This is a genomic window from Kitasatospora sp. NPDC023120, from assembly GCF_055560835.1.
In genome coordinates, this window is sequence record NZ_JBVHHY010000027.1 from 111,602 (window position 1) to 132,138 (window position 20,537).

The window sequence follows — 20,537 nt, forward strand, 5'->3', positions numbered from 1 at the left end:
CTTCAGGAGGCCCGCAGGGCCTCGCGCACACGGGGGGCCCACTCGACGGCCCGCCGGATCAGCGCGCACACGCCGTCGACGTCCGAGGGATCCACTCCCGTCCCGGTGGGCAGGGAGATCACCCGCTCGCCGAGGGCCTCCGAGTGCGGCAGCGGCAGCGGCGCGTACAGCCCGGGCTCCTTCAGGTACGGCTCGGTGCGGTGGCAGCCGGGGTGGAAGTGCGTCCGGATGAGGACGTTCTCGGCCTCCAGGACGGCCGCGAGCTCGTCCCGGGTGAGGCCGGCGCGGCCGGCGTCCACCTCGATGACCACGTACTGGTAGTTGGTCTCGTCCTCCGGGGCGGGCTCCCGCAGCCGGATGCCGGGCACCCCGGCGAGGCCCTGGCGGTAGCGCTCGTGGCGGTCGCGGTTGACGTCGATGAGGAACTGCATGTTCTCCAGCGAGGTCAGGCCCATGGCGGCCGCGGCCTCGGTCATCTTGGCGTTGGTGCCGACGCCCGAGACGTGTTCGCCCTCGCCGCGCCCGTAGTTGTGGACCGAGCGGACCTTGGCGGCCAGTTCGTCGTCGTCGGTGACGATGGCCCCGCCCTCGAAGGCGTTGAGGAACTTCGTGGCGTGGAAGCTGAACACCTCGGCGGTGCCGAACCCGCCGACGGGGCGGCCCTGGTGACGGCTGCCGATGGCGTGGGCGCTGTCGAAGATCAGCGGGATCCCGTGCTCGGCCGCGAGGTCGGTCAGGGCCGCCACGGGAGCCGGGTTGCCCCACAGGTGCACCCCGACGATGCCGGTGGTCCGCTCGTTCACCAGCAGCCGGGCGTGCTCCGGGTCGATGTTCCCGGTCTCCTCGTCGATGTCGCAGAAGACCGGGGTGACGCCCTCCCAGAGCAGGGTGTGCGCGGTCGCGATGAAGGTGAAGGAGGGCAGGACCACCTCGCCGCTGAGGCCGAGGGAGCGGATGAGCACCTGCAGCGCTATGGAGGCGTTGCAGGTGACGATGCAGTGCCTGACCCCGGCGGCCTCGGCGAGACGCTGCTCGAACTCCTTGACCAGCGGCCCGAAGCTGGTCAGCCAGCGGCGGTCGAGGGCGCCCTGGATCCGCTCCATGACCCGCGCCGGGTCGGGAACGTTGGGCCGGCCCACGTGCAGGGGCTCGGTGAACGCCGCCGGGTGACCCAGGACGGCGAGTCCTTCGGAACTGCTGGGCATGGTGGTTTCGCTCCGCTCGGATGGGGTGGGCTCGGTGGACGCGGACACGCGGGCCCGGTTCAGCGGTACTGCCGGACGAACTCCCAGAGGGACTGGGCGATGTAGTCGTTCATCTCCCGGGTGATGCCGGGGTAGACGCCCACCCAGAAGGTGCGCTCGGTGACGATGTCACTGTTGGTCAGGGGCTCCGCGACGCGGTACGTGCGGTCCTGGTAGGCCGGGTGGCGCAGCAGGTTGCCGGCGAAGAGCAGGCGCGTGCCGATCTTGCGGGCCTCCAGGAACCGGATGATGTCCTTGCGGGCGAACGGCGCGTCCTCGGTGAGGGTCAGCACGAAGCCGAACCAGCTGGGGTCGCTGCCCTCGGTGGCCTGCGGGAGCCGCAGGTACGGGATCCCGTCCAGCGAGGCGCTCAGCCGGCTCCAGTTCTCCCGCCGGGCGGCACCGAACTCGCCGACCTTGCGGAGCTGGCTCAGCCCCAGCGCGGCGTGCAGGTCGCTGGACTTCAGGTTGTAACCGACGTGGGAGAAGATGTACTTGTGGTCGTACCCGTACGGGAGGTCGCCGAGCTGGTACGCGAAGCGCTTGCGGCAGGTGTCGTTCTCGCCGGGCTCGCACCAGCAGTCGCGGCCCCAGTCGCGCAGGGACTCCACGATCCGGGCCAGCACCAGGTTGTTGGTGAGGACGCAGCCGCCCTCGCCGGTGGTGAGGTGGTGGGCCGGGTAGAAGCTCACCGTGCTCAGGTCGCCGAAGCTGCCGCAGGGCTTGCCCCGGTAGGTGCTGCCGACCGCGTCGCAGTTGTCCTCGACGAGGTAGAGGTCGTGCTCGGTGGCCAGGTCGGCGATCTCCTGGACCGGGTAGGGGTTGCCGAGCGCGTGGGCGATCATGATGGCCCTGGTGCGCGGGCCGATCGCCGCCGCGACCCGCTCGGCGGTGGTGTTGTACGTCGCCAGGTCGATGTCCACGAAGACCGGGACGAGACCGTTCTGGATGATCGGGTTGACGGTCGTCGGGAAGCCGGCCGCCACGGTGATGACCTCGTCGCCGGGCTTGAGCCGGGCGTCCCCCAGCTGGGGGGAGGTCAGCGCGGTGAGCGCGAGGAGGTTGGCCGAGGAGCCCGAGTTGGTGAGGTGGGCCTTGCGCATGCCCAGCAGCCGGGCGAAGAGCCGCTCGAACCGCCGCGACGAGACACCGGCGGCGATCCGCATCTCCAGCGCGGCCTCGACGACGGCCATCCGGTCGTTCTCGTCCAGGGCCGCCCCGGAGGGGAGGATCGGGGTGACGCCGGGCTGGAAGGAAGAGGCACGCTGCGCGGATTCCTGATCGTATTTGCGAACCAGTTCCAGAATCTGCGTCTTGGTCTCCACCTTGATCTCGCTTTCTCGTGCGTCGATGGGGAGCGTGCGGCACTGCGAGCCCGTGCTGCCGCGACTGCGGCCGGGGAGACCGTCGGGAATGTCGGTGGCACGAATCGGGCCCGGGAATTCCACGCACGGTCTTCCGTGGGCCGTTTTCGCCGGGTGCGGATGCCGGAGGACCGGTGGAGGGAAAGATGTTCACCGACCACGGTTTCACCTCGGCAGCTGCGCCCCGATCGTACTTAGGGATTGACCTGAGGGGTCAACCCCTAAGTGCCCCTACCGGTGGCCTCATGGCGGGGATTTCCCGGGAGGCCGCGCCTCAGGCGGTGACGGCGGAATCCGGCGCGCTTTCCTCGGCGGGGGTGTCCGCGCTCTTTTCGGGCCGGAGGTTGATGAGCCACACCACCGCGAGGGCGCCGACCGCGATGAGGACGGCGGACCAGGTGGAGGCCACGGCGGCGCCGCGCACCAGGGCCTTGGCCTGGAGCAGGTCGGCCGGGCCGTCGTGGTGGGAGGCGAGGAACGAGGCGATGGCACTGGCCGCGAGGGTGTTGCCGAGGGCGAGGCCCACCGAGCCGCCGACCTGCTGGGAGGTGGTGCGGAAGGCCGCCGTGATGCCCCGGTCGTGCTGGGGGGTGCCGGACATGACGGTGTTCGTCGCGGACGGGGTGCTCAGGCCCAGACCCAGGCCCAGGACGACCCAGGTCGGCAGGATCGTGTCCAGGTAGCCGCTGTCCGTGGACATCAGGTTGAACATGGCGACGCCGGCGGCCGTGCACAGCAGGCCCGGTCCGATCAGCCAGCGCGGCGACACCGTGGGCAGCAGCCGGGCCGAGATCTGGGTCGCCGCGACGATCGTCACGGCCACCATCGGCAGGAACGCCAGCCCGGCCTTGACCGGGGAGTACTCCATGATCACCTGGAGCTGGTACGAGGCGAACACCGAGACGCCGAGCATGCCGAACTCGGTGAGTGCCACGGCGAGGAAGGCCCCGGTGCGGTTGCGGTCGGCCAGCACCCGCAGCGGCAGCAGCGGTTCCTTCGCCTTGGCCTGCAGCAGGACGAACAGGACCAGCAGGACGCCGGCGGCGGCCAGCAGGCCCAGGACCTGGCCGGACTTCCAGCCGTGCTCCGGCACCTGGGAGAAGCCGAACACCAGCGAGGCCATGCCCGCGCAGGCCAGGACGACGCTCGGCAGGTTCGGGCGGACGGTGCGGTCGCCCTGGACCAGGGGCAGCAGGAGCGGCGCGGCGATCAGCGCGGCGGCGGCGATCGGGACGTTGATGAACAGGCACCAGCGCCAGGACAGGTACTCGGTCAGGAGCCCGCCCAGCAGGAGGCCGGCGACGGCGCCGCTGGCGATGATCCCGCTGTAGACGCCGAAGGCCTTGGCCCGCTCCTTCTTGTCGTCGAAGAGCGCGGTGACCATCGACAGGGTGGAGGGGGAGAGCACGGCAGCGAAGGCGCCCTGCAGCGCCCGGGCGGTGATCAGCATGCCGCTGCTGGTCGCGCTGCCGCCGATGGCGGACATCACGGCGAAGCCGGTGATGCCCACCATGAAGACGTGCTTGGGGCCGAACCGGTCGGAGAGCCGGCCGCCGAAGAGCAGCAGACCGCCGAAGACCAGGGTGTAGGCGGTGATGACCCACTGGCGGTCCGCGTCCGCCATGTGCAGGGACTCCTGCGCTGAGGGGAGCGCGATGTTGATGACGGTCTCGTCCAGCAGCGCGACCAACTGCGCGGAGGCGACGACGAACAGACCGGCCCAGCGGCGGCGTGCCGAGGCGCGCTGGGCGTCCGTCGGCGCCGTCACCTCGGTGGCGTTGCTCATGCGTGCGGCTTCCCTTCGGGGAGATGGGTGTCGAGCTTGGCGAGCAGCCGGGCGAGCGCCTCGCGCTCGTCGGGGGGCAGCGGGGCGAAGATCTCCTCCGCGAGTTCGGCCGCCGTGTCGTCGATCTGACGGACCAGCGCCAGGCCCTGGTCCGTCATCGCGACGAGGGTGACCCGGCGGTCCTCCGGGTCCGGCGAACGGCGGACCAGGCCGCGCTTCTCCAGGCCGTCGACCAGGGAGGTGACGGTCCTGGGGACGACGCCGTGGGCGGCGGCGAGGGCGGCCATGCGCTCGGGGCGGCCGATGGAGTGCATCCGGATCAGCAGGTTGGCCTGGGAGAACGGCACCTTGTGGCTGGCGAAGATCTCACCGGTGCGGTCCAGCAGCGGGCCGACGACGTCGGTGAAGGAGTTCAGCAGGGCGTGCGCGGTCGGCGTGGCGTAGGCGTGCGAGGTCATCGGCGCGCCCCCTGTGCGGCACGACGTTCGGTTACTGTGCATGACTTCATACTGAGATAGTACACACTATGTGATCCTGCGGAGTACATCCTCGGGGCAGGCGCCGGAGCACCCGCCGGGGCGGTGCCTCCGCGGGGAGGCCGGCGGGAAAACCTGGTCGGGCCCGCAAGGGAATTCACGGCGACGGCCGGAGGATTGATCCGCGGAATACCACCGGTCCGTTCCCACGGCCGGAGGGCATGATTTCCCCGCCCTTCCCCGCCCTTCCGCCCGAGGGGTCCAAACCCTTATCCGAGCTGCCGGAATTCCCCGCCTAGGGGCCCGTAGGGGTTCGGTTCGGGTGCGAGAGCTGCATAGGTTCAGGAACGCGGTGAGCCCGGGAGTCGCCGTCGCGGGCGGACCGGTGACCCCGGTTCGTCCCCCGAAGGCGCGGAGCCTTTCCGAGGATCTCGGGAACGCTCCAGAACCGCCGTACGGGCGACGGGATGACGACAACGCGTCAGGTCGCCACGTCGCCCGTACGGACCGCCGCAAACGCGTGAAGGCCCCGCAGCCGGCACGGCCACGCAGTCTCGCAGACCACAAAAGGGAGTGATCACGGGTGGAAATCGATCTCATGGGGATGGCCGGCCTGGGCTGGGTCTCGAAGTCGCTCGGCGCCGTGGCGCAGTTCGGCGTCGCCGACCACATCGGCGAGGGCTCGCTGACCCTCGAAGAGATCGCCAAGGCGACCGGCACCCACCCGGACGCGATGGAGCCGGTGCTGCGCGTGCTGTCCGTCCTCGGCGTCTTCCGGCGCGACGAGAACGGCGCTTACCACAACTCCCCGCTCTCCCACCAGCTCCGCGACGACCACCCGCAGTCGATGCGGCACTACGTCATGCTCTCCTCCGGCCTGTACGCCGACACCTTCGTCAACATCGACCACACGCTGCGCACCGGAGACTCCGCCTTCGCGGCCCTGCACGGCACCCGCATCTACGAGTACCTGGAGCAGCACCCCGCCGAGGCCGGCCTGTACGACAAGGCGATGGCCGACCTGGCCCGTCCCGTCGCCGCCGCGCTCGCCGGCGACTACGCCTTCGCCGGGGTCGGCACCGTACTCGACGTCGGCGGCAACAGCGGCCAGCTGCTCAAGGGCCTGCTCGACGCGCACCCGCACCTTGAGGGCATCTGCTTCGACCGCCCCGACGTCTGCGAGCGCGCCGAGACCGAACTCGCCGGATCCACCGCCGGACACGCCCAGCGGCTCAGCTACCGGCCCGGCAGCTTCCTGGAGGAGATCCCGGCCGGCGCCGACCTCTACACGCTCAAGAACGTGCTCCACAACTGGAACCACGAGAACAGCGTGGTCATCCTCAGCCGCATCCGCGAAGCCCTGGAGCGCACCGCCGCCGACCGCGAGCCGGGCCGCGAGCCCCGCCTCCTCGTCATCGAGCCGCTCGTCGAGAACGACCTCGACTGGATCCGCGTGCTCTTCCGCATGGTCGTCTGTGAGACCGGCACCCGCGGCCGCACCGACGAGGTCCAGCGCACCCAGATCACCGAGGCCGGCCTGCGGGTGCTCAGCACCTTCCGCCTCGCCACGGGCCACACCGTCCACGAATGCGCCGTCGCCCGATGAGGAGCCCCGTGCCATGCCGCAACTCCCGCTGACCACCGCGCCCTCCGCCTGGAAGGTGCTCAACCAGGGCGGCGACGAACCCGTCGTCCTGGCCGTGGACTTCGCCGTCTCCGGCCGGCCCGAGTCGACGTTCACCATGCTCGCCGGCCTGCTCGACCCCCGCGTGCCGCTCTGGGAGACCAGGCAGCCCGAGCTGGAGAAGGCCCGCGCCTTCGACGGCGAGGATTACGTGACGCACTGGGCCGAGGCGATCACCGCCACCGGTCGGCCCGTACGCGCCGTCCTCGGCTACTGCGTCGGAGGACTCTACGCGCCCCGCCTCGCCCAGCTCGTCGCCGAGCACCAGGGCGAGGAGCCGGCCGTCGTCCTCTTCGACCCCGAACCGCCCCTCCCGGCCGGAATGGCCACCGACTTCCGCGCGGCCGTCACCTCGCTCGCCCCCGTCCTGACCGCGCAGGAGTGCGCCCTCGCCGGGCAGGCCGCCGACGAGGCCGTCCAGGCGAGCGCCACCGTGACCGAACTCGGCGCCACCCTGACCGGGATCTACGCCGACATCGCCGGCGCCGCCTTCGCCCGGGCCGGACTGCCCGCGGCCCTCGCTGACGAACTCGCCACCACCTACGAGGCGTTCGTGCGCTACATCGCGGCCGCCTCCCGGTTCGACCCGGCCACCGCCTGGCGCGGCGCCACCGCGATCACCACCCCCGGCGCCGACCCGCACGCCCGTCACGCCGGACACCGGATCCGCATCGACGTCGCCCACGAGGACATCCTGCGCAGCCCGGCCGTCGCGGACGCCCTCACCGGCCTGCTCACCCACCCCCGGCCCGCCTCACGACTGGCGACCGCCGGACACCGGTGACAGCGCCAGCCCACCACCCACCCACCGACCACCAGTGAAAGGGTCACCCACCGTGCAGCCAGCCGAGAAGGCCAAGCCCACCGACGGCGCCGCCGCGGCCCTGCTCGCGGCGCTGACCCGCAAGCGCAGGCTCGAAGCGGCCACGCCCAAGGAGAACGCGCTGTGGCTGTTGGACCGGCTCCTTCCCGAAGCCGGCATCAACAACGTCCCGCTCGCCATCCAGGTCGACGGCCGCCTCGACACCACCGCACTCCAGGCCGCCCTCGACGCCCTGGTACGCCGCCACGAAGTGCTGCGGACCGTCTACTTCGAGCGCCAGGCCCGCCTGGTCCGCGAGGTGCTGGACGAGAAGACCCCGGGCCCGGCCGTCGAGATCCGCGAGGCCGGCGCCGGGGCGCCGGACGAGGACCTCCGCGTCCTCGCCGCGACCCCGATCCGCTGCGACGGCGACCTCATGCTGCGCTGCGCCGTCCTGCGCGGAACGGACGGCGACACCCTCGCCGTGGTCGTCCACCACCTCGTGTTCGACGCCGCCTCCGCGCCCGTGCTGCTCGGCGAACTCGTCACGGCCTACAACGCCCTCGCCGCCGGCGCCGACCTGCCCGAGGACCTGCGCGCCCACGTCCCGGCCCTGCCGGAGCCCGCGCACCGGGAGGAGAGCCTCGCCCACTGGCGCAAGGCCCTCGTCGGCTTCGACCCGGCCGGCCTCGACCTGGCCTGCACCGCCCCGGCCCCGGCCCGGCCCACCCTCGCGGGCGACGCCGTCCTGCACGTCCTGTCCGAGGACACCCGCAACCAGGTCCGGGCCCTCCAGCGCGCCGTACGGGCCCCCGAGGCCGTCGTCCTGCTCACCGCCTTCTCCCTGCTGCTGGCCGCGCACGGCGCCGGACCCGACCTCGTCATCGGCTCCCCGGTCAACGTCCGCCCGCCCGAGGCGCAGTCCGCCCTCGGCTACCACGTCAACACCCTGCCGCTGCGGCACACCGTCGACACCGGCCTCAGCTTCCGCGCCCTGGTGAAGGAGGCGCGCACCGGCTTCCTGGCCGCCCTCGCCCACGCCGACGTGCCGGTGGACGCCATCGCCCACGAGACCCCGCGCGAGACGGTCTCCTGGCGCGACACGCTGTTCCAGCACATGTTCAACTACGTGCCCCTGCAGCCCTCCGGCGACCTCACCCTCGGCGGGGCCACGGCCCGCGCCCTCCAGGTCGAGACCGGGTACAGCAAGTTCGACCTGGAGCTGTTCGTGCACTCCGGCGCCGACCACATCGGCCTGCGGATGCTGTACGGCACCGAGCTGTTCGACCGGGCCACCGCCGAGGCGATCGTCCGGCGCTACGAGACCCTGCTGCGCACCCTCGCCGCCGAACCCGACCGCCCGGTGGGGGAGTTCGACGTGTGGAACGCCGAGGACCACGCCCTGCTCGGCGCCCCGCACGGCGCCGGCACCGCCCGTACGGCCGCCGACCCCACCTCCGAGGCCGACCGGGACCTCGACGCCTTCCGGGCCACCCCCGACGGCCCCGCCGTCAGCCTCTCCGACGCCGCCGCCTGGGCCGCCTCCGACGGCGGCGGACACCCGTACGTCGTCCACCCGCTGGACGCCCGGCACGTCGCCGTCGTCGCCGGAGCGGGGACCAGGCTCCCCGTCGGTGTACGCGGTGAGGTCTGCCTGGTGCGCGCCGACGGAACCACCCACGTGCCCACCGGCTGGACCGGCCGGTGGCGGCGCGACGGGGCCCTCGAACTGGACGGCCGGACCGACCGCCTCCTCCACGTGCACGGCCGGCCGCTGCAGCCGGAACGGGTGGAGGCCGTCCTGCGCAGCCACCCGGAGGTCACCGGCGCCGCACTCCTCGCACTCCTCGCCGACGACGAGGAGCGGGTGATCGCCTTCGTCACCGGCGAGGACCGGCCCGGCCTCGCCGACGCGGTGGCCGCGCACACCGCCCGGCAGCTGCCGCGCGCCGCCCGGCCCGACCGGGTGATCCGCGTCGACCGGCTGCCGCTGCGCCCCAACGGCGCGGTGGACACCGAGGCGGTGAGGACACTCGGGGTGCGGGCCGCCGCGGAGCCGCGGACCGGACCGGAGGACACCGACGGGCTGGTCGCCGGGCTGCGCGCGCTCTGGTGCGAGCTCCTCGGCCTCCCCGAGGCCGACGCCGACGCCAACTTCTTCTCCAGCGGCGGCCATTCGCTGCTCGGAGCGCACCTGGTGCAGCGGACCGAGGAACTCACCGGGACGCGCATCAAGCTCGTCGACCTCTTCGACAATCCGACACCGCGGAGCCTGGCACAGCACCTGCGCTCCCTGCGAGACGACACCTGACCACGCCGCACCCCTGAACGCCACGCGAGTGGCAGGGCCCCCGGTCGGAGTCCCCCGACGACCGGGGGCCCGTTCGGCCGTGCGCCCCCGGCCCGGCCGCCGGGCGGCCGCCCACCACGTGCAAAAAGCAGCCCATGACGGGAGTAGGAACGTGTCCGCACACCATGGCAGCTTCGACGGCTCCGCAGTGTTCCCCCAGGGGAGCGAGCTGCCCTGGGTCCTGACCGGGCCCGGCAGCGCCGCCGTGCGGGCCCGCGCCCGAGCCCTGCACGGCCACCTGACGGGGGCGGCCGACTGGTCCCCGGCCGGGATCGGACACGCCCTCGCGGCCGCCCGGGGACCGGCCCAGGGGCGGGCGGCCCGCCGGGCCGTCGTCCTCGCCGGCGACCGGGAACGGACCCTCGATGCCCTGGCGGCGCTCGCCGCGGGAACGGACCACCCCGCGGTGACCGTCGGCCAGGCCACCGTCGCGGCATCGTCGGGGCCCGTGTTCGTCTTCCCCGGCCAGGGCTCGCAGTGGGCCGGCATGGCCCGTGAACTCCGCGACACCGCACCGGTGTTCAAGCAGCGCCTCGACGACTGCGCGGACGCCTTCGCGCCGTACCTGGAGCACGACCTGCTCGCCTCCCTGACGGGCACCCCGGGCGGACCCGCGCTCGTCGGCGCCGACGTGGTGCAGCCCGCGCTGTTCACCGTCATGGTCGCGCTGGCGGACCTGTGGCGCGCGGCCGGCGTCGAACCGGCCGCCGTCCTCGGCCACAGCCTCGGCGAACTCGCCGCCGCCCACGTCGCCGGAGCACTCACGCTGGACGACGCCGCCCGGGCGGTCGCCCGCTGGAGCCAGGCCCAGGCCACCATCGCCGGACGCGGCGACATGGCCTCCGTCCTGCAGCCCGCCGACCGGCTCGCCGCCCTCCTGGACGAGCACTGGTTCGGCCGGCTCGTCATCGCCGCCGAGAACGGCCCCGCCTCCACCGTCGTCTCCGGCGACACCGACGCCGTGGCCGAACTCGTCGCGAAGCTCACCGCCGAAGGCGTCCACGCCCGGCGCATCGACGTCGGCCTCGCCGCGCACTCCCCGCACATCGACCTGATCGTCCCGCGCATGCGCGAGGACCTCGCCCCCATCCGGCCCACCGCCCCGGAGATCCCCGTCTACTCGGCCCTCCTCGGCGCCGAACTGGACGGCACCGCCCTGGACGCCGACTACTGGTGCCGCAACCTGCGCTCCACCGTGCGCTTCGCCTCGGCCACGCGGGCCGCCCTCGAAGCCGGCCACCACGTCCTGATCGAGCTCAGCCCCCACCCGGTGCTCACCACCGCCATGGAGACCACCGCCGCCGAGGCCGGCCTCCCCGCCACCGTCCTCGGCACCCTGCGCCGGGGCGAGGGCGGACCGGCCCGCTTCCTCGCCTCCTTCGCCGAACTGCACGTCGCCGGCGGACCGGCCGACCTGCGCGCCGTCCTGCCCGGCGTCCCGGACACCGCTGATCTGCCCGCCGCCGGCCTGCCCGAGGCCGTCCTGCACGGCGGGCCGACCGAGGAGGAACCCGCCGAGCGGGCCGTGGCCGACGAGCTGCGCGAACGGCTGGCCCCGCTGGACCGGACCGAGCGCCGGGCACACCTGCTCGCCCTCGTCCGGGCCGGCGCCGCCGCGGCCCTGCCCGAGGGCAGCGGCACCGTCGACGGCGGCCGCACCTTCCGCGACCTCGGCATCGGCTCCCTCGCCGCCGTCGGCATCCGCGACCGCCTGCACACCACCACCGGCCTGCGGCTCTCCCCGACCGTCGTCTACGACCACCCCACCCCGGAGGCGCTCGCCGCCCACCTCGCCGCCGTGCTGTTCGGCGAAGACCCCGCCGCCGGACACCCGGCCGGCCCGAGCCGCGCGCCGCTCCTGGACGAGCCGATCGCGATCATCGGCATGGCCTGCCGCTACCCCGGTGGCATCGCCTCGCCCGACGACCTCTGGCAGGTCGTCACCACCGGCACCGACGCCATCGGCGCCCTGCCCACCGACCGGGGCTGGAACATCGCCGACGGCTACGACCCGGAGCTCGCCGGCCCCGGCCGGTTCTCCCAGCGCGAAGGCGGATTCCTGCACACCGCCGCCGAGTTCGACGCCGAGTTCTTCGGCATCTCCCCGCGCGAGGCCCTCGCCATGGACCCGCAGCAGCGGCTCGCCCTGGAAGCCGCCTGGGAGGCCGTCGAGAGCGCCGGACTCGACACCCACGGCCTCAAGGGCTCCCGCACCGGCGTCTACCTCGGCCTCATCGGCCAGGACTACGGCCCCCGCGCGGGCGAAGCCTCCAGCCGCGCCGGCGCGCTGGAAGGCCACCTCTTCCTCGGGACCACGGGCAGCGTGGCCTCGGGGCGCATCTCGTACGTCCTCGGCCTCGAAGGGCCCTCGCTGACCGTCGACACCGCCTGCTCCTCCTCGCTGGTCACCCTGCACGAGGCCTGCCAGGCGCTGCGCACCGGGGAGTGCGACCTCGCCCTCACCGGCGGCGTCACCGTGATGTCGAGCACCGGAATGCTCGTCGAGTTCTCCCGCCAGCGGGGCCTTTCCCCCGACGGCCGCTGCCGGGCCTTCTCGGCGGACGCCGACGGCTTCGGCATGGCCGAGGGTGTGGGGATGCTGCTGGTGGAGCGGCTGTCGGACGCCCGGCGGTTGGGGCACCGGGTGCTGGCGGTGGTGCGGGGTAGTGCGGTGAACCAGGACGGTGCGTCGAACGGTCTGAGTGCGCCCAGTGGTCCGGCGCAGCAGCGGGTGATCCGGCAGGCGCTGGTGAACGCGGGTGTGCAGGCGTCGGGTGTGGACGTGGTGGAGGCTCATGGGACGGGGACGTCGCTGGGTGATCCGATCGAGGCGCAGGCTCTGCTGGCGACGTACGGGCAGGGGCGTTCGGCTGATCGGCCGTTGTGGCTGGGGTCGTTGAAGTCGAACATCGGGCATGCGCAGGCTGCTGCGGGTGTGGGTGGTGTGATCAAGATGGTGATGGCGTTGCGGGCGGGTGTGCTGCCGCGCACGCTGCATGCGGAGGAGCCGTCGCCGCATATCGACTGGTCCTCGGGTGGGGTGCGGCTGCTGAACGAGGAGCGGGTGTGGCCGGAGTCGGGTGAGCCGCGTCGTGCGGGGGTGTCCTCGTTCGGGGTGAGTGGGACCAACGCCCACGTGATCCTGGAGGAGGTCGTTGCCGAACAGCCGTCCGCCGTAGGGGAGTCGGCAGGGCCGGTGAAGGTTCCGGTGCTGTCCGGGGCCGGGGCCGGCGTGTTCGCCTGGCCGGTTTCGGGGGCTTCGGTGGAGGGGCTGGCGGGTCAGGCGGGCAGGCTTCGTGGGTTTGTGGCGGGGCGGGCTGAACTGGCTTGTGGTGATGTGGGGTTGTCGCTGGGGGTGTCGCGTTCGGCGCTGGTGCGGCGTGGTGTGGTGGTGGGTGCGGACCGGGATGAACTGCTGGCGGGGCTTGAGGTGCTGGCCTCCGGCGGTTCCGGTGCCGGGGTGGTGACGGGTTTTGCGGGGGCGGGTTCCAGGCCGGTGTTCGTGTTCCCGGGGCAGGGTTCGCAGTGGGTGGGGATGGCGGTGGAGCTGCTGGGTTCCTCGCCGGTGTTCGCGGAGTCGATGGCGGCGTGCGGGGAGGCGTTGTCGGAGTTCGTGGAGTGGGACCTGCTGGAGGTCGTGCGCTCGGGTGACGCCACGGTGCTGGAGGCTGTGGATGTGGTGCAGCCGGTGCTGTGGGCGGTGATGGTGTCGCTGGCGGCGTTGTGGCGGGCGTGTGGTGTGGAGCCGGCTGCGGTGGTGGGGCATTCGCAGGGGGAGATCGCGGCTGCTGTGGTGGCCGGCGGGTTGTCGCTGCGTGACGGTGCGCGGGTGGTGGCGCTGCGCAGTGCGGTGATCGCGCGTTCGCTGGCGGGTCTTGGGGGGATGGCGTCGGTGTCGTTGCCGGCGGATGCGGTGCGTGAGCGGCTGGGGGACTGGGAGGGGCGGTTGTCGCTGGCGGCGGTGAACGGGCCGTCGGTGTGTGTGGTGTGCGGGCATGTGGACGCGCTGGAGGAGTTCGTCACCGCCTGTGAGGGTGACGGGGTCCGGGTGCGGCGCATCGCGGTGGACTATGCCTCGCATTCGGTGTTCGTCGAGGGTGTGGAGGAGGAGCTGCTCCGGGTTCTGGACGGGGTGGAGCCGCGTTCGGGTCAGGTGCCGTTCTTCTCGACGGTGACCGGTGGCCTGGTGGATATGGCGGGGCTGGACGCGCGGTACTGGTACACGAACCTGCGCCAGACGGTCCGTTTCGAGGAGACCGTACGCGAGCTGGTCGCGCGTGGCTTCGACGGCTTCATCGAGGCCAGCGCCCACCCGGTGTTGACGGTGGGCGTGCAGGAGACGGTGGAGGCGGCCGGGGCGCGGGCTCTGGTGTGCGGGACTTTGCGCCGGGGTGAGGGTGGTGCGCGGCGCTTCCTGGCGAGTGTCGGCGAGGCGTGGACGGCGGGTGTGGCGGTGGACTGGGCGGCGTTGACACCCGGTGCGCGGATCGTCGACCTGCCCACGTACGCCTTCCAGCACCAGCGCTACTGGCTCGACAGCACCTCGCAGGACGGCGGCCGGCCCGGGACACCGGACCAGGACGCCGAGTTCTGGGACACCGTCGAACAGGCCGACCTGACCGGCCTGGCGGCCAAGCTCGACGTCTCCCCGGACGCGCCGCTGGGCACCGTCCTGCCCGCGCTCGCCGACTGGCGGAAGACCCTGCGCACCCGCAGGACCGTGGACGACTGGCGCTACCGGATCACCTGGAACCGCCTGCCCGACACCGGCCCCGGCACCGATCCCGCCGCCGCCCCGGCCCTCACCGGCCACTGGCTGGCCGTCCTGCCCGAGCGTCACCGTGAGGACCAGGCCGTCACCACGGCACTCGCCGCGCTGCGGGAGGCCGGAGCCGAGGTCGTCATCCTCGGGACCACCGACGCCGACGCCGACTGCGACCGGCTCGCGGAGCGCCTGCGGACGACTCTCAGCGGGCTCGGCACCGCGCCGGCCGGTGTGCTGTCCCTCCTCGGTCTGGACGAGGACCGCCACCCCGTCCACCCCGCCATGCCCAACGGACTGGCCACCACCCTGGCGCTGATCCGCGCCCTCGGCCGGGCGGACATCGGTGCGCCGCTGTGGCTGGTGACCCAGCAGGCGGTCACCGCCGGCGAGGACACCCACCCGAAGCACCCGCTGCAGAGCACCATCTGGGGCCTCGGCCAGGTCACCGCGCTCGAACACCCCGACCGCTGGGGCGGGTTGATCGACCTGCCCGGAACGGTCGACGCCCGGACGGGCCGCCTGCTGTGCGCCGCGCTGGCCGGCCACGGGGCCGAGGACCAGCTGGCGCTGCGGGAGTCCGGCACCCTCGTGCGCCGCCTCGTCCACGTCCCCGGGGAACAGCGCCCCGTCCGGCGCACCTGGCGGCCGCGCGGCACCGTGATCATCACCGGCGGCACCGGCGCGCTCGGCGCCGTCCTCGGCCGGTGGCTGGCCGCCGAGGGCGCCGAGCACCTGGTCCTGACCGGCCGTCGCGGGGCCGACGCCCCCGGCGCGGCGGAGCTGCGCGAGGAACTGACCGAGGCCGGCGCCCGGGTGACCCTCGCCGCCTGCGACACCGCCGACCGGAACGCCGTCCGGGCCCTGCTGGACGACCTGGCCGCCGAGGGCGAGACCGTACGCGCCGTCCTGCACGCGGCGGGCGTGGCCGACCTCACGTCCATCGAGGACACCGGCCCCGAGGCGTTCGCGGCCGGCGTCGCCGCCAAGGTCGACGGCGCCCTGCACCTCACCGAACTCCTCGACCACACCGAGCTGGACGCCTTCGTGCTGTTCTCCTCGATCGCCGGGGTCTGGGGCAGCGGCGACCACGGCGCCTACGCCGCCGCCAACGCCCACCTGAACGCGCTGGCCGAGGCCAACCGCGCCCGGGGCATCGCGACGACCTCGGTCTCCTGGGGCGTGTGGAACGCCTTCGGCGTCGAGGGCGCCGGCGGCATCGGCGAGGCCGTCGACCTGGGGCAGCTGCACCGGCGCGGGCTGCCCCTGATCGAGCCGGAGCTCGGCCTCGCCGCGCTGCAGCGGGCCCTCGACCGCGACGAGACCGTGCTGACCGTCGCCCCCGTCGCCTGGGAGCGGTTCCACCCGCTGTTCAGCGCGGCCCGGTCGCGGCCGCTCTTCGAGGACCTGCCGCAGGTGCGGGCCCTGGCGGCACCGGCCGCCGAGGACACCCCGCGCGGGCCCGCCGGCGCCCGCAACGACAGGTTCGCCGCCCTGGCGCCCGCCGACCGGGACGGTGCGCTGCTGGCCTTGGTCCGCCAGGAGGCCGCCACCGTGCTCGGCTACGAGCGGCCCGAGCAGCTGGACCCGGAACGCGCCTTCCGCGACCTCGGCTTCGACTCGCTCACGGCGATGGAGCTGCGGAACCGGCTGGGCGCGGCCACCGGACTCACCCTCCACGCCGCCCTCGTCTTCGACCACCCGACCGCGCAGGCCGTCACCGCTCACCTCAAGACCGAGCTGTTCGGCCACGACACCGCCGACGACGGCTTCGTCCTGGGCGAACTCGACCAGCTGGCCAAGCGGTTGACCGACCTCAGCCCGGACACCAACACCCGGCTGGAGATCACCCTGCGGTTGCGCTCCCTGCTCGCGCAGTGGACCGACCAGGACGGCGGCCGGACGGCCGGCGGCTCCGCCGGCCCGTCCGGGACGGAGCTGGAATCCGCCGACCTCGACGAGGTCCTCGCCTTCATCGACACCGAGCTCGGCCTCTGACACCGCTGCCGAGATCCATCGGGGCCGCCGGCAGTTCCGGCGGCCCCGACACCAGAGACCACACGCACGAGACACCGCCCAGCGCGCGCCGTTGAGCGACACCACAGGGGGTAGGACACCGATGGCGGACCAGGACAAGCTCGTCGACTACCTGAAGCGGGTCACGGCCGATCTGCAGCAGACCCGGCAGCGCCTGCGCGAGTACGAGGCCCAGGACGCGGAGCCGATCGCGATCATCGGCATGGCCTGCCGCTACCCCGGCGAGATCGCCGGCCCGGACGACCTGTGGCGGATCGTGCGCGACGGAGTCGACGCCGTCGGCGGCCTGCCCACCGACCGAGGCTGGGACGTCGAGGGCCTCTACAACCCCGACCGGGAAGCCACCGGCACCACCTACGCCGCCGAGGGCGGCTACCTCCAGAACGCCACCGAGTTCGACGCCGAGTTCTTCGGCATCTCCCCGCGCGAGGCCCTCGCCATGGACCCGCAGCAGCGGGTCGTCCTGGAGACCGCCTGGGAGGCCGTCGAGCACGCCGGCCTCGACCCCGCCACCCTGCGGGGCACCGGCACCGGCGTCTTCGTCGGCTGCAACTACCAGGAGTACCGCGCCCGGCTGACCTCCGTCCCGGACGGCCTGGAGGGCCACCTCGTCACCGGCAGCGTCTCCAGCGTCGTCTCCGGCCGCGTCTCGTACGTCCTCGGCCTCGAAGGGCCGGCGCTGACCGTCGACACCGCCTGCTCCTCCTCGCTGGTCACCCTGCATCTGGCGTGCGAGGCCCTGCGCCGCAAGGAGTGCACCATGGCGCTCGCGGGCGGCGTCGCCGTGATGAGCACCCCGAACAGCATCACCGGCTTCTCGCGCCAGCATGGCGTGGCCGCCGACGGGCGCTGCAAGGCGTTCTCCGCCGCCGCCGACGGCATGGGCTTCGGCGAGGGTGTGGGGATGCTGCTGGTGGAGCGGCTGTCGGACGCCCGGCGGTTGGGGCACCGGGTGCTGGCGGTGGTGCGGGGTAGTGCGGTGAACCAGGACGGTGCGTCGAACGGTCTGAGTGCGCCCAGTGGTCCGGCGCAGCAGCGGGTGATCCGGCAGGCGCTGGTGAACGCGGGTGTGCAGGCGTCGGGTGTGGACGTGGTGGAGGCTCATGGGACGGGGACGTCGCTGGGTGATCCGATCGAGGCGCAGGCTCTGCTGGCGACGTACGGGCAGGGGCGTTCGGCTGATCGGCCGTTGTGGCTGGGGTCGTTGAAGTCGAACATCGGGCATGCGCAGGCTGCTGCGGGTGTGGGTGGTGTGATCAAGATGGTGATGGCGTTGCGGGCGGCTGTGCTGCCGCGCACGCTGCATGCGGAGGAGCCGTCGCCGCATATCGACTGGTCCTCGGGTGGTGGGCGGATGCTGACCGAGGAGCGGGTGTGGCCGGAGTCGGGTGAGCCGCGTCGTGCGGGGGTGTCCTCGTTCGGGGTGAGTGGGACCAACGCCCACGTGATCCTGGAGGAGGTCGTTGCCGAACAGCCGTCCGCCGTAGGGGAGTCGGCAGGGCCGGTGAAGGTTCCGGTGCTGTCCGGGGCCGGGGCCGGCGTGTTCGCCTGGCCGGTTTCGGGGGCTTCGGTGGAGGGGCTGGCGGGTCAGGCGGGCAGGCTTCGTGGGTTTGTGGCGGGGCGGGCTGAACTGGCTTGTGGTGATGTGGGGTTGTCGCTGGGGGTGTCGCGTTCGGCGCTGGTGCGGCGTGGTGTGGTGGTGGGTGCGGACCGGGATGAACTGCTGGCGGGGCTTGAGGTGCTGGCCTCCGGCGGTTCCGGTGCCGGGGTGGTGACGGGTTTTGCGGGGGCGGGTTCCAGGCCGGTGTTCGTGTTCCCGGGGCAGGGTTCGCAGTGGGTGGGGATGGCGGTGGAGCTGCTGGGTTCCTCGCCGGTGTTCGCGGAGTCGATGGCGGCGTGCGGGGAGGCGTTGTCGGAGTTCGTGGAGTGGGACCTGCTGGAGGTCGTGCGCTCGGGTGACGCCACGGTGCTGGAGGCTGTGGATGTGGTGCAGCCGGTGCTGTGGGCGGTGATGGTGTCGCTGGCGGCGTTGTGGCGGGCGTGTGGTGTGGAGCCGGCTGCGGTGGTGGGGCATTCGCAGGGGGAGATCGCGGCTGCTGTGGTGGCCGGCGGGTTGTCGCTGCGTGACGGTGCGCGGGTGGTGGCGCTGCGCAGTGCGGTGATCGCGCGTTCGCTGGCGGGTCTTGGGGGGATGGCGTCGGTGTCGTTGCCGGCGGATGCGGTGCGTGAGCGGCTGGGGGACTGGGAGGGGCGGTTGTCGCTGGCGGCGGTGAACGGGCCGTCGGTGTGTGTGGTGTGCGGGCATGTGGACGCGCTGGAGGAGTTCGTCACCGCCTGTGAGGGTGACGGGGTCCGGGTGCGGCGCATCGCGGTGGACTATGCCTCGCATTCGGTGTTCGTCGAGGGTGTGGAGGAGGAGCTGCTCCGGGTTCTGGACGGGGTGGAGCCGCGTTCGGGTCAGGTGCCGTTCTTCTCGACGGTGACCGGTGGCCTGGTGGATATGGCGGGGCTGGACGCGCGGTACTGGTACACGAACCTGCGCCAGACGGTCCGTTTCGAGGAGACCGTACGCGAGCTGGTCGCGCGTGGCTTCGACGGCTTCATCGAGGCCAGCGCCCACCCGGTGTTGACGGTGGGCGTGCAGGAGACGGTGGAGGCGGCCGGGGCGCGGGCTCTGGTGTGCGGGACTTTGCGCCGGGGTGAGGGTGGTGCGCGGCGCTTCCTGGCGAGTGTCGGCGAGGCGTGGACGGCGGGTGTGGCGGTGGACTGGGCGGCGTTGACACCCGGTGCGCGGATCGTCGACCTGCCCACGTACGCCTTCCAGCACCAGCGCTACTGGCTCGATGCCCCCACCCAGTCGGCCGACGTGTCGTCCGCCGGCCTCGGTGTCCCCGGACACGGCCTGCTCGGCGCGTCCGTCACCCTGGCGGGCGGCGGCGGAACCGTCCTGACCGGCCGACTCTCCCTCGCCACGCACGCGTGGCTCGCCGACCACGCCGTCCGGGGCGTCGTCCTGATGCCCGGCACCGGACTGGTGGAACTCGCCCTGCGAGCGGGTGACGAGGTCGGCTGTGGCCGGGTGGAGGAACTGACGCTCCAGGCGCCGCTCATCCTGCCCGAGACCGGCGCCGTCCAGATCCAGGTTGTCGTCGGCGCCCCCGACGAGGCCGGCCTGCGGGCGCTGGACATCTACTCCCGCCCCGACGCGCCCGACACCTACGAGGCCTGGACCCTGCACGGCACCGGAACGCTCGCTCCCGCCACGGCGCCCGGATCGCCGGCCGAGCCGGCGGCCTGGCCGCCGAGCGGCGCGGAGGCGATGGACGTCACCGGGTTCTACGAGGCGATGGCGGAGCACGGCTACGAGTACGGGCCGGCGTTCCAGGGCCTGCGGGGGGTGTGGCGGCGTGGCGACGAGGTGTTCGCGGAGGTCGAACTGCCCGAACCGGCAGGTGTGGTGGACGAGTTCGGTCTGCACCCCGCCCTGTTCGACGCCGGCCTTCAGTCCGGGCTGCTGACGCACTTCGCTCCGTCGGCCGACGGCCCCGCCGGCAACCGGCTGCCGTTCTCCTGGCGTGGTGTGAGCCTGCACGCGGTGGGGGCGACGGGCCTGCGGGTGCGCCTGGCGCCGGTGGCGGGTGATCCGATGCGGGTGTCGCTTGAGGTGGCTGATGCGTCGGGTCTGCCGGTGGTGTCCGTGGAGTCGCTGGTGGTGCGGGAGGTTTCGCGGGAGCAGCTGGCTGTTGCGGCTTCGGTGGCTTCGGAGTCGCTGCTCCGGGTGGACTGGGTTCCGGCGCTGGTGTCGGGTGCTGAGCCGCTGGAGTTCGCGACGGCGGGCTCGGTGTCGGATGTGGACGCGCTGGTGGCGTCCGGTTCGGTGCCGGCGATTGTCGTGCTGGAGTGCGCGCCGGCAGAGGGTTCGGTTCCGGAGGCGGTTCGTGCCGGGCTTGATGGTGTGCTGGGTGTGGTGCGGCGGTTCGTGACCGAGGAGCAGTTCGCGGCTTCCCGGCTGGTCGTGGTGACGCGTGGAGC

9 protein-coding genes are annotated in these 20,537 nt (G+C 73.0%); 5 read left to right on the forward strand and 4 right to left on the reverse strand.

The features are described 5' to 3' along the window. Positions 1–2 precede the first annotated feature (2 nt). From ACZ3TI_RS32320 to ACZ3TI_RS32335, 4 genes are all read right to left on the reverse strand, one after another. On the reverse strand, positions 3–1,205 hold the full coding sequence (locus ACZ3TI_RS32320; RefSeq protein ID WP_465732507.1) for an aminotransferase class I/II-fold pyridoxal phosphate-dependent enzyme: 1,203 nt from the start codon (positions 1,203–1,205) through the stop codon (positions 3–5). Between the two features lie 59 nt (positions 1,206–1,264). Beyond that, positions 1,265–2,569 (reverse strand): lipopolysaccharide biosynthesis protein RfbH, encoded by a 1,305-nt coding sequence (gene rfbH, locus ACZ3TI_RS32325; RefSeq protein WP_465732509.1) that lies wholly within the window; start codon positions 2,567–2,569, stop codon positions 1,265–1,267. 313 nt (positions 2,570–2,882) lie between these two features. Next, the gene (locus ACZ3TI_RS32330) at positions 2,883–4,394 is read right to left on the reverse strand and encodes an MFS transporter (protein ID WP_465732511.1); all 1,512 of its coding nucleotides are present in this window, start codon (positions 4,392–4,394) and stop codon (positions 2,883–2,885) included. Further along, positions 4,391–4,852 (reverse strand): MarR family winged helix-turn-helix transcriptional regulator, encoded by a 462-nt coding sequence (locus ACZ3TI_RS32335; protein ID WP_465732513.1) that lies wholly within the window; start codon positions 4,850–4,852, stop codon positions 4,391–4,393. Before ACZ3TI_RS32335 ends, ACZ3TI_RS32330 begins: the two co-directional genes overlap by 4 nt. A gap of 601 nt (positions 4,853–5,453) precedes the next feature. Here ACZ3TI_RS32335 and ACZ3TI_RS32340 point away from each other — a divergent pair. The 5 genes from ACZ3TI_RS32340 to ACZ3TI_RS32360 all read left to right on the forward strand — a co-directional run. Continuing rightward, on the forward strand, positions 5,454–6,476 hold the full coding sequence (locus tag ACZ3TI_RS32340; RefSeq protein WP_465732515.1) for a methyltransferase: 1,023 nt from the start codon (positions 5,454–5,456) through the stop codon (positions 6,474–6,476). A gap of 13 nt (positions 6,477–6,489) precedes the next feature. Then, positions 6,490–7,338, forward strand: a complete 849-nt coding sequence (locus ACZ3TI_RS32345) for a hypothetical protein (RefSeq protein ID WP_465732517.1) — start codon at positions 6,490–6,492, stop codon at positions 7,336–7,338. Positions 7,339–7,390: 52 nt separating this feature from the next. Continuing rightward, on the forward strand, positions 7,391–9,667 hold the full coding sequence (locus ACZ3TI_RS32350; RefSeq protein ID WP_465732519.1) for a condensation domain-containing protein: 2,277 nt from the start codon (positions 7,391–7,393) through the stop codon (positions 9,665–9,667). Positions 9,668–9,818: 151 nt separating this feature from the next. Then, positions 9,819–16,466, forward strand: a complete 6,648-nt coding sequence (locus ACZ3TI_RS32355) for a type I polyketide synthase (RefSeq protein WP_465732521.1) — start codon at positions 9,819–9,821, stop codon at positions 16,464–16,466. Positions 16,467–16,587: 121 nt separating this feature from the next. Then, positions 16,588–20,537: type I polyketide synthase (locus ACZ3TI_RS32360; protein ID WP_465732523.1), on the forward strand; the 3,950-nt coding region annotated here is incomplete at its 3' end.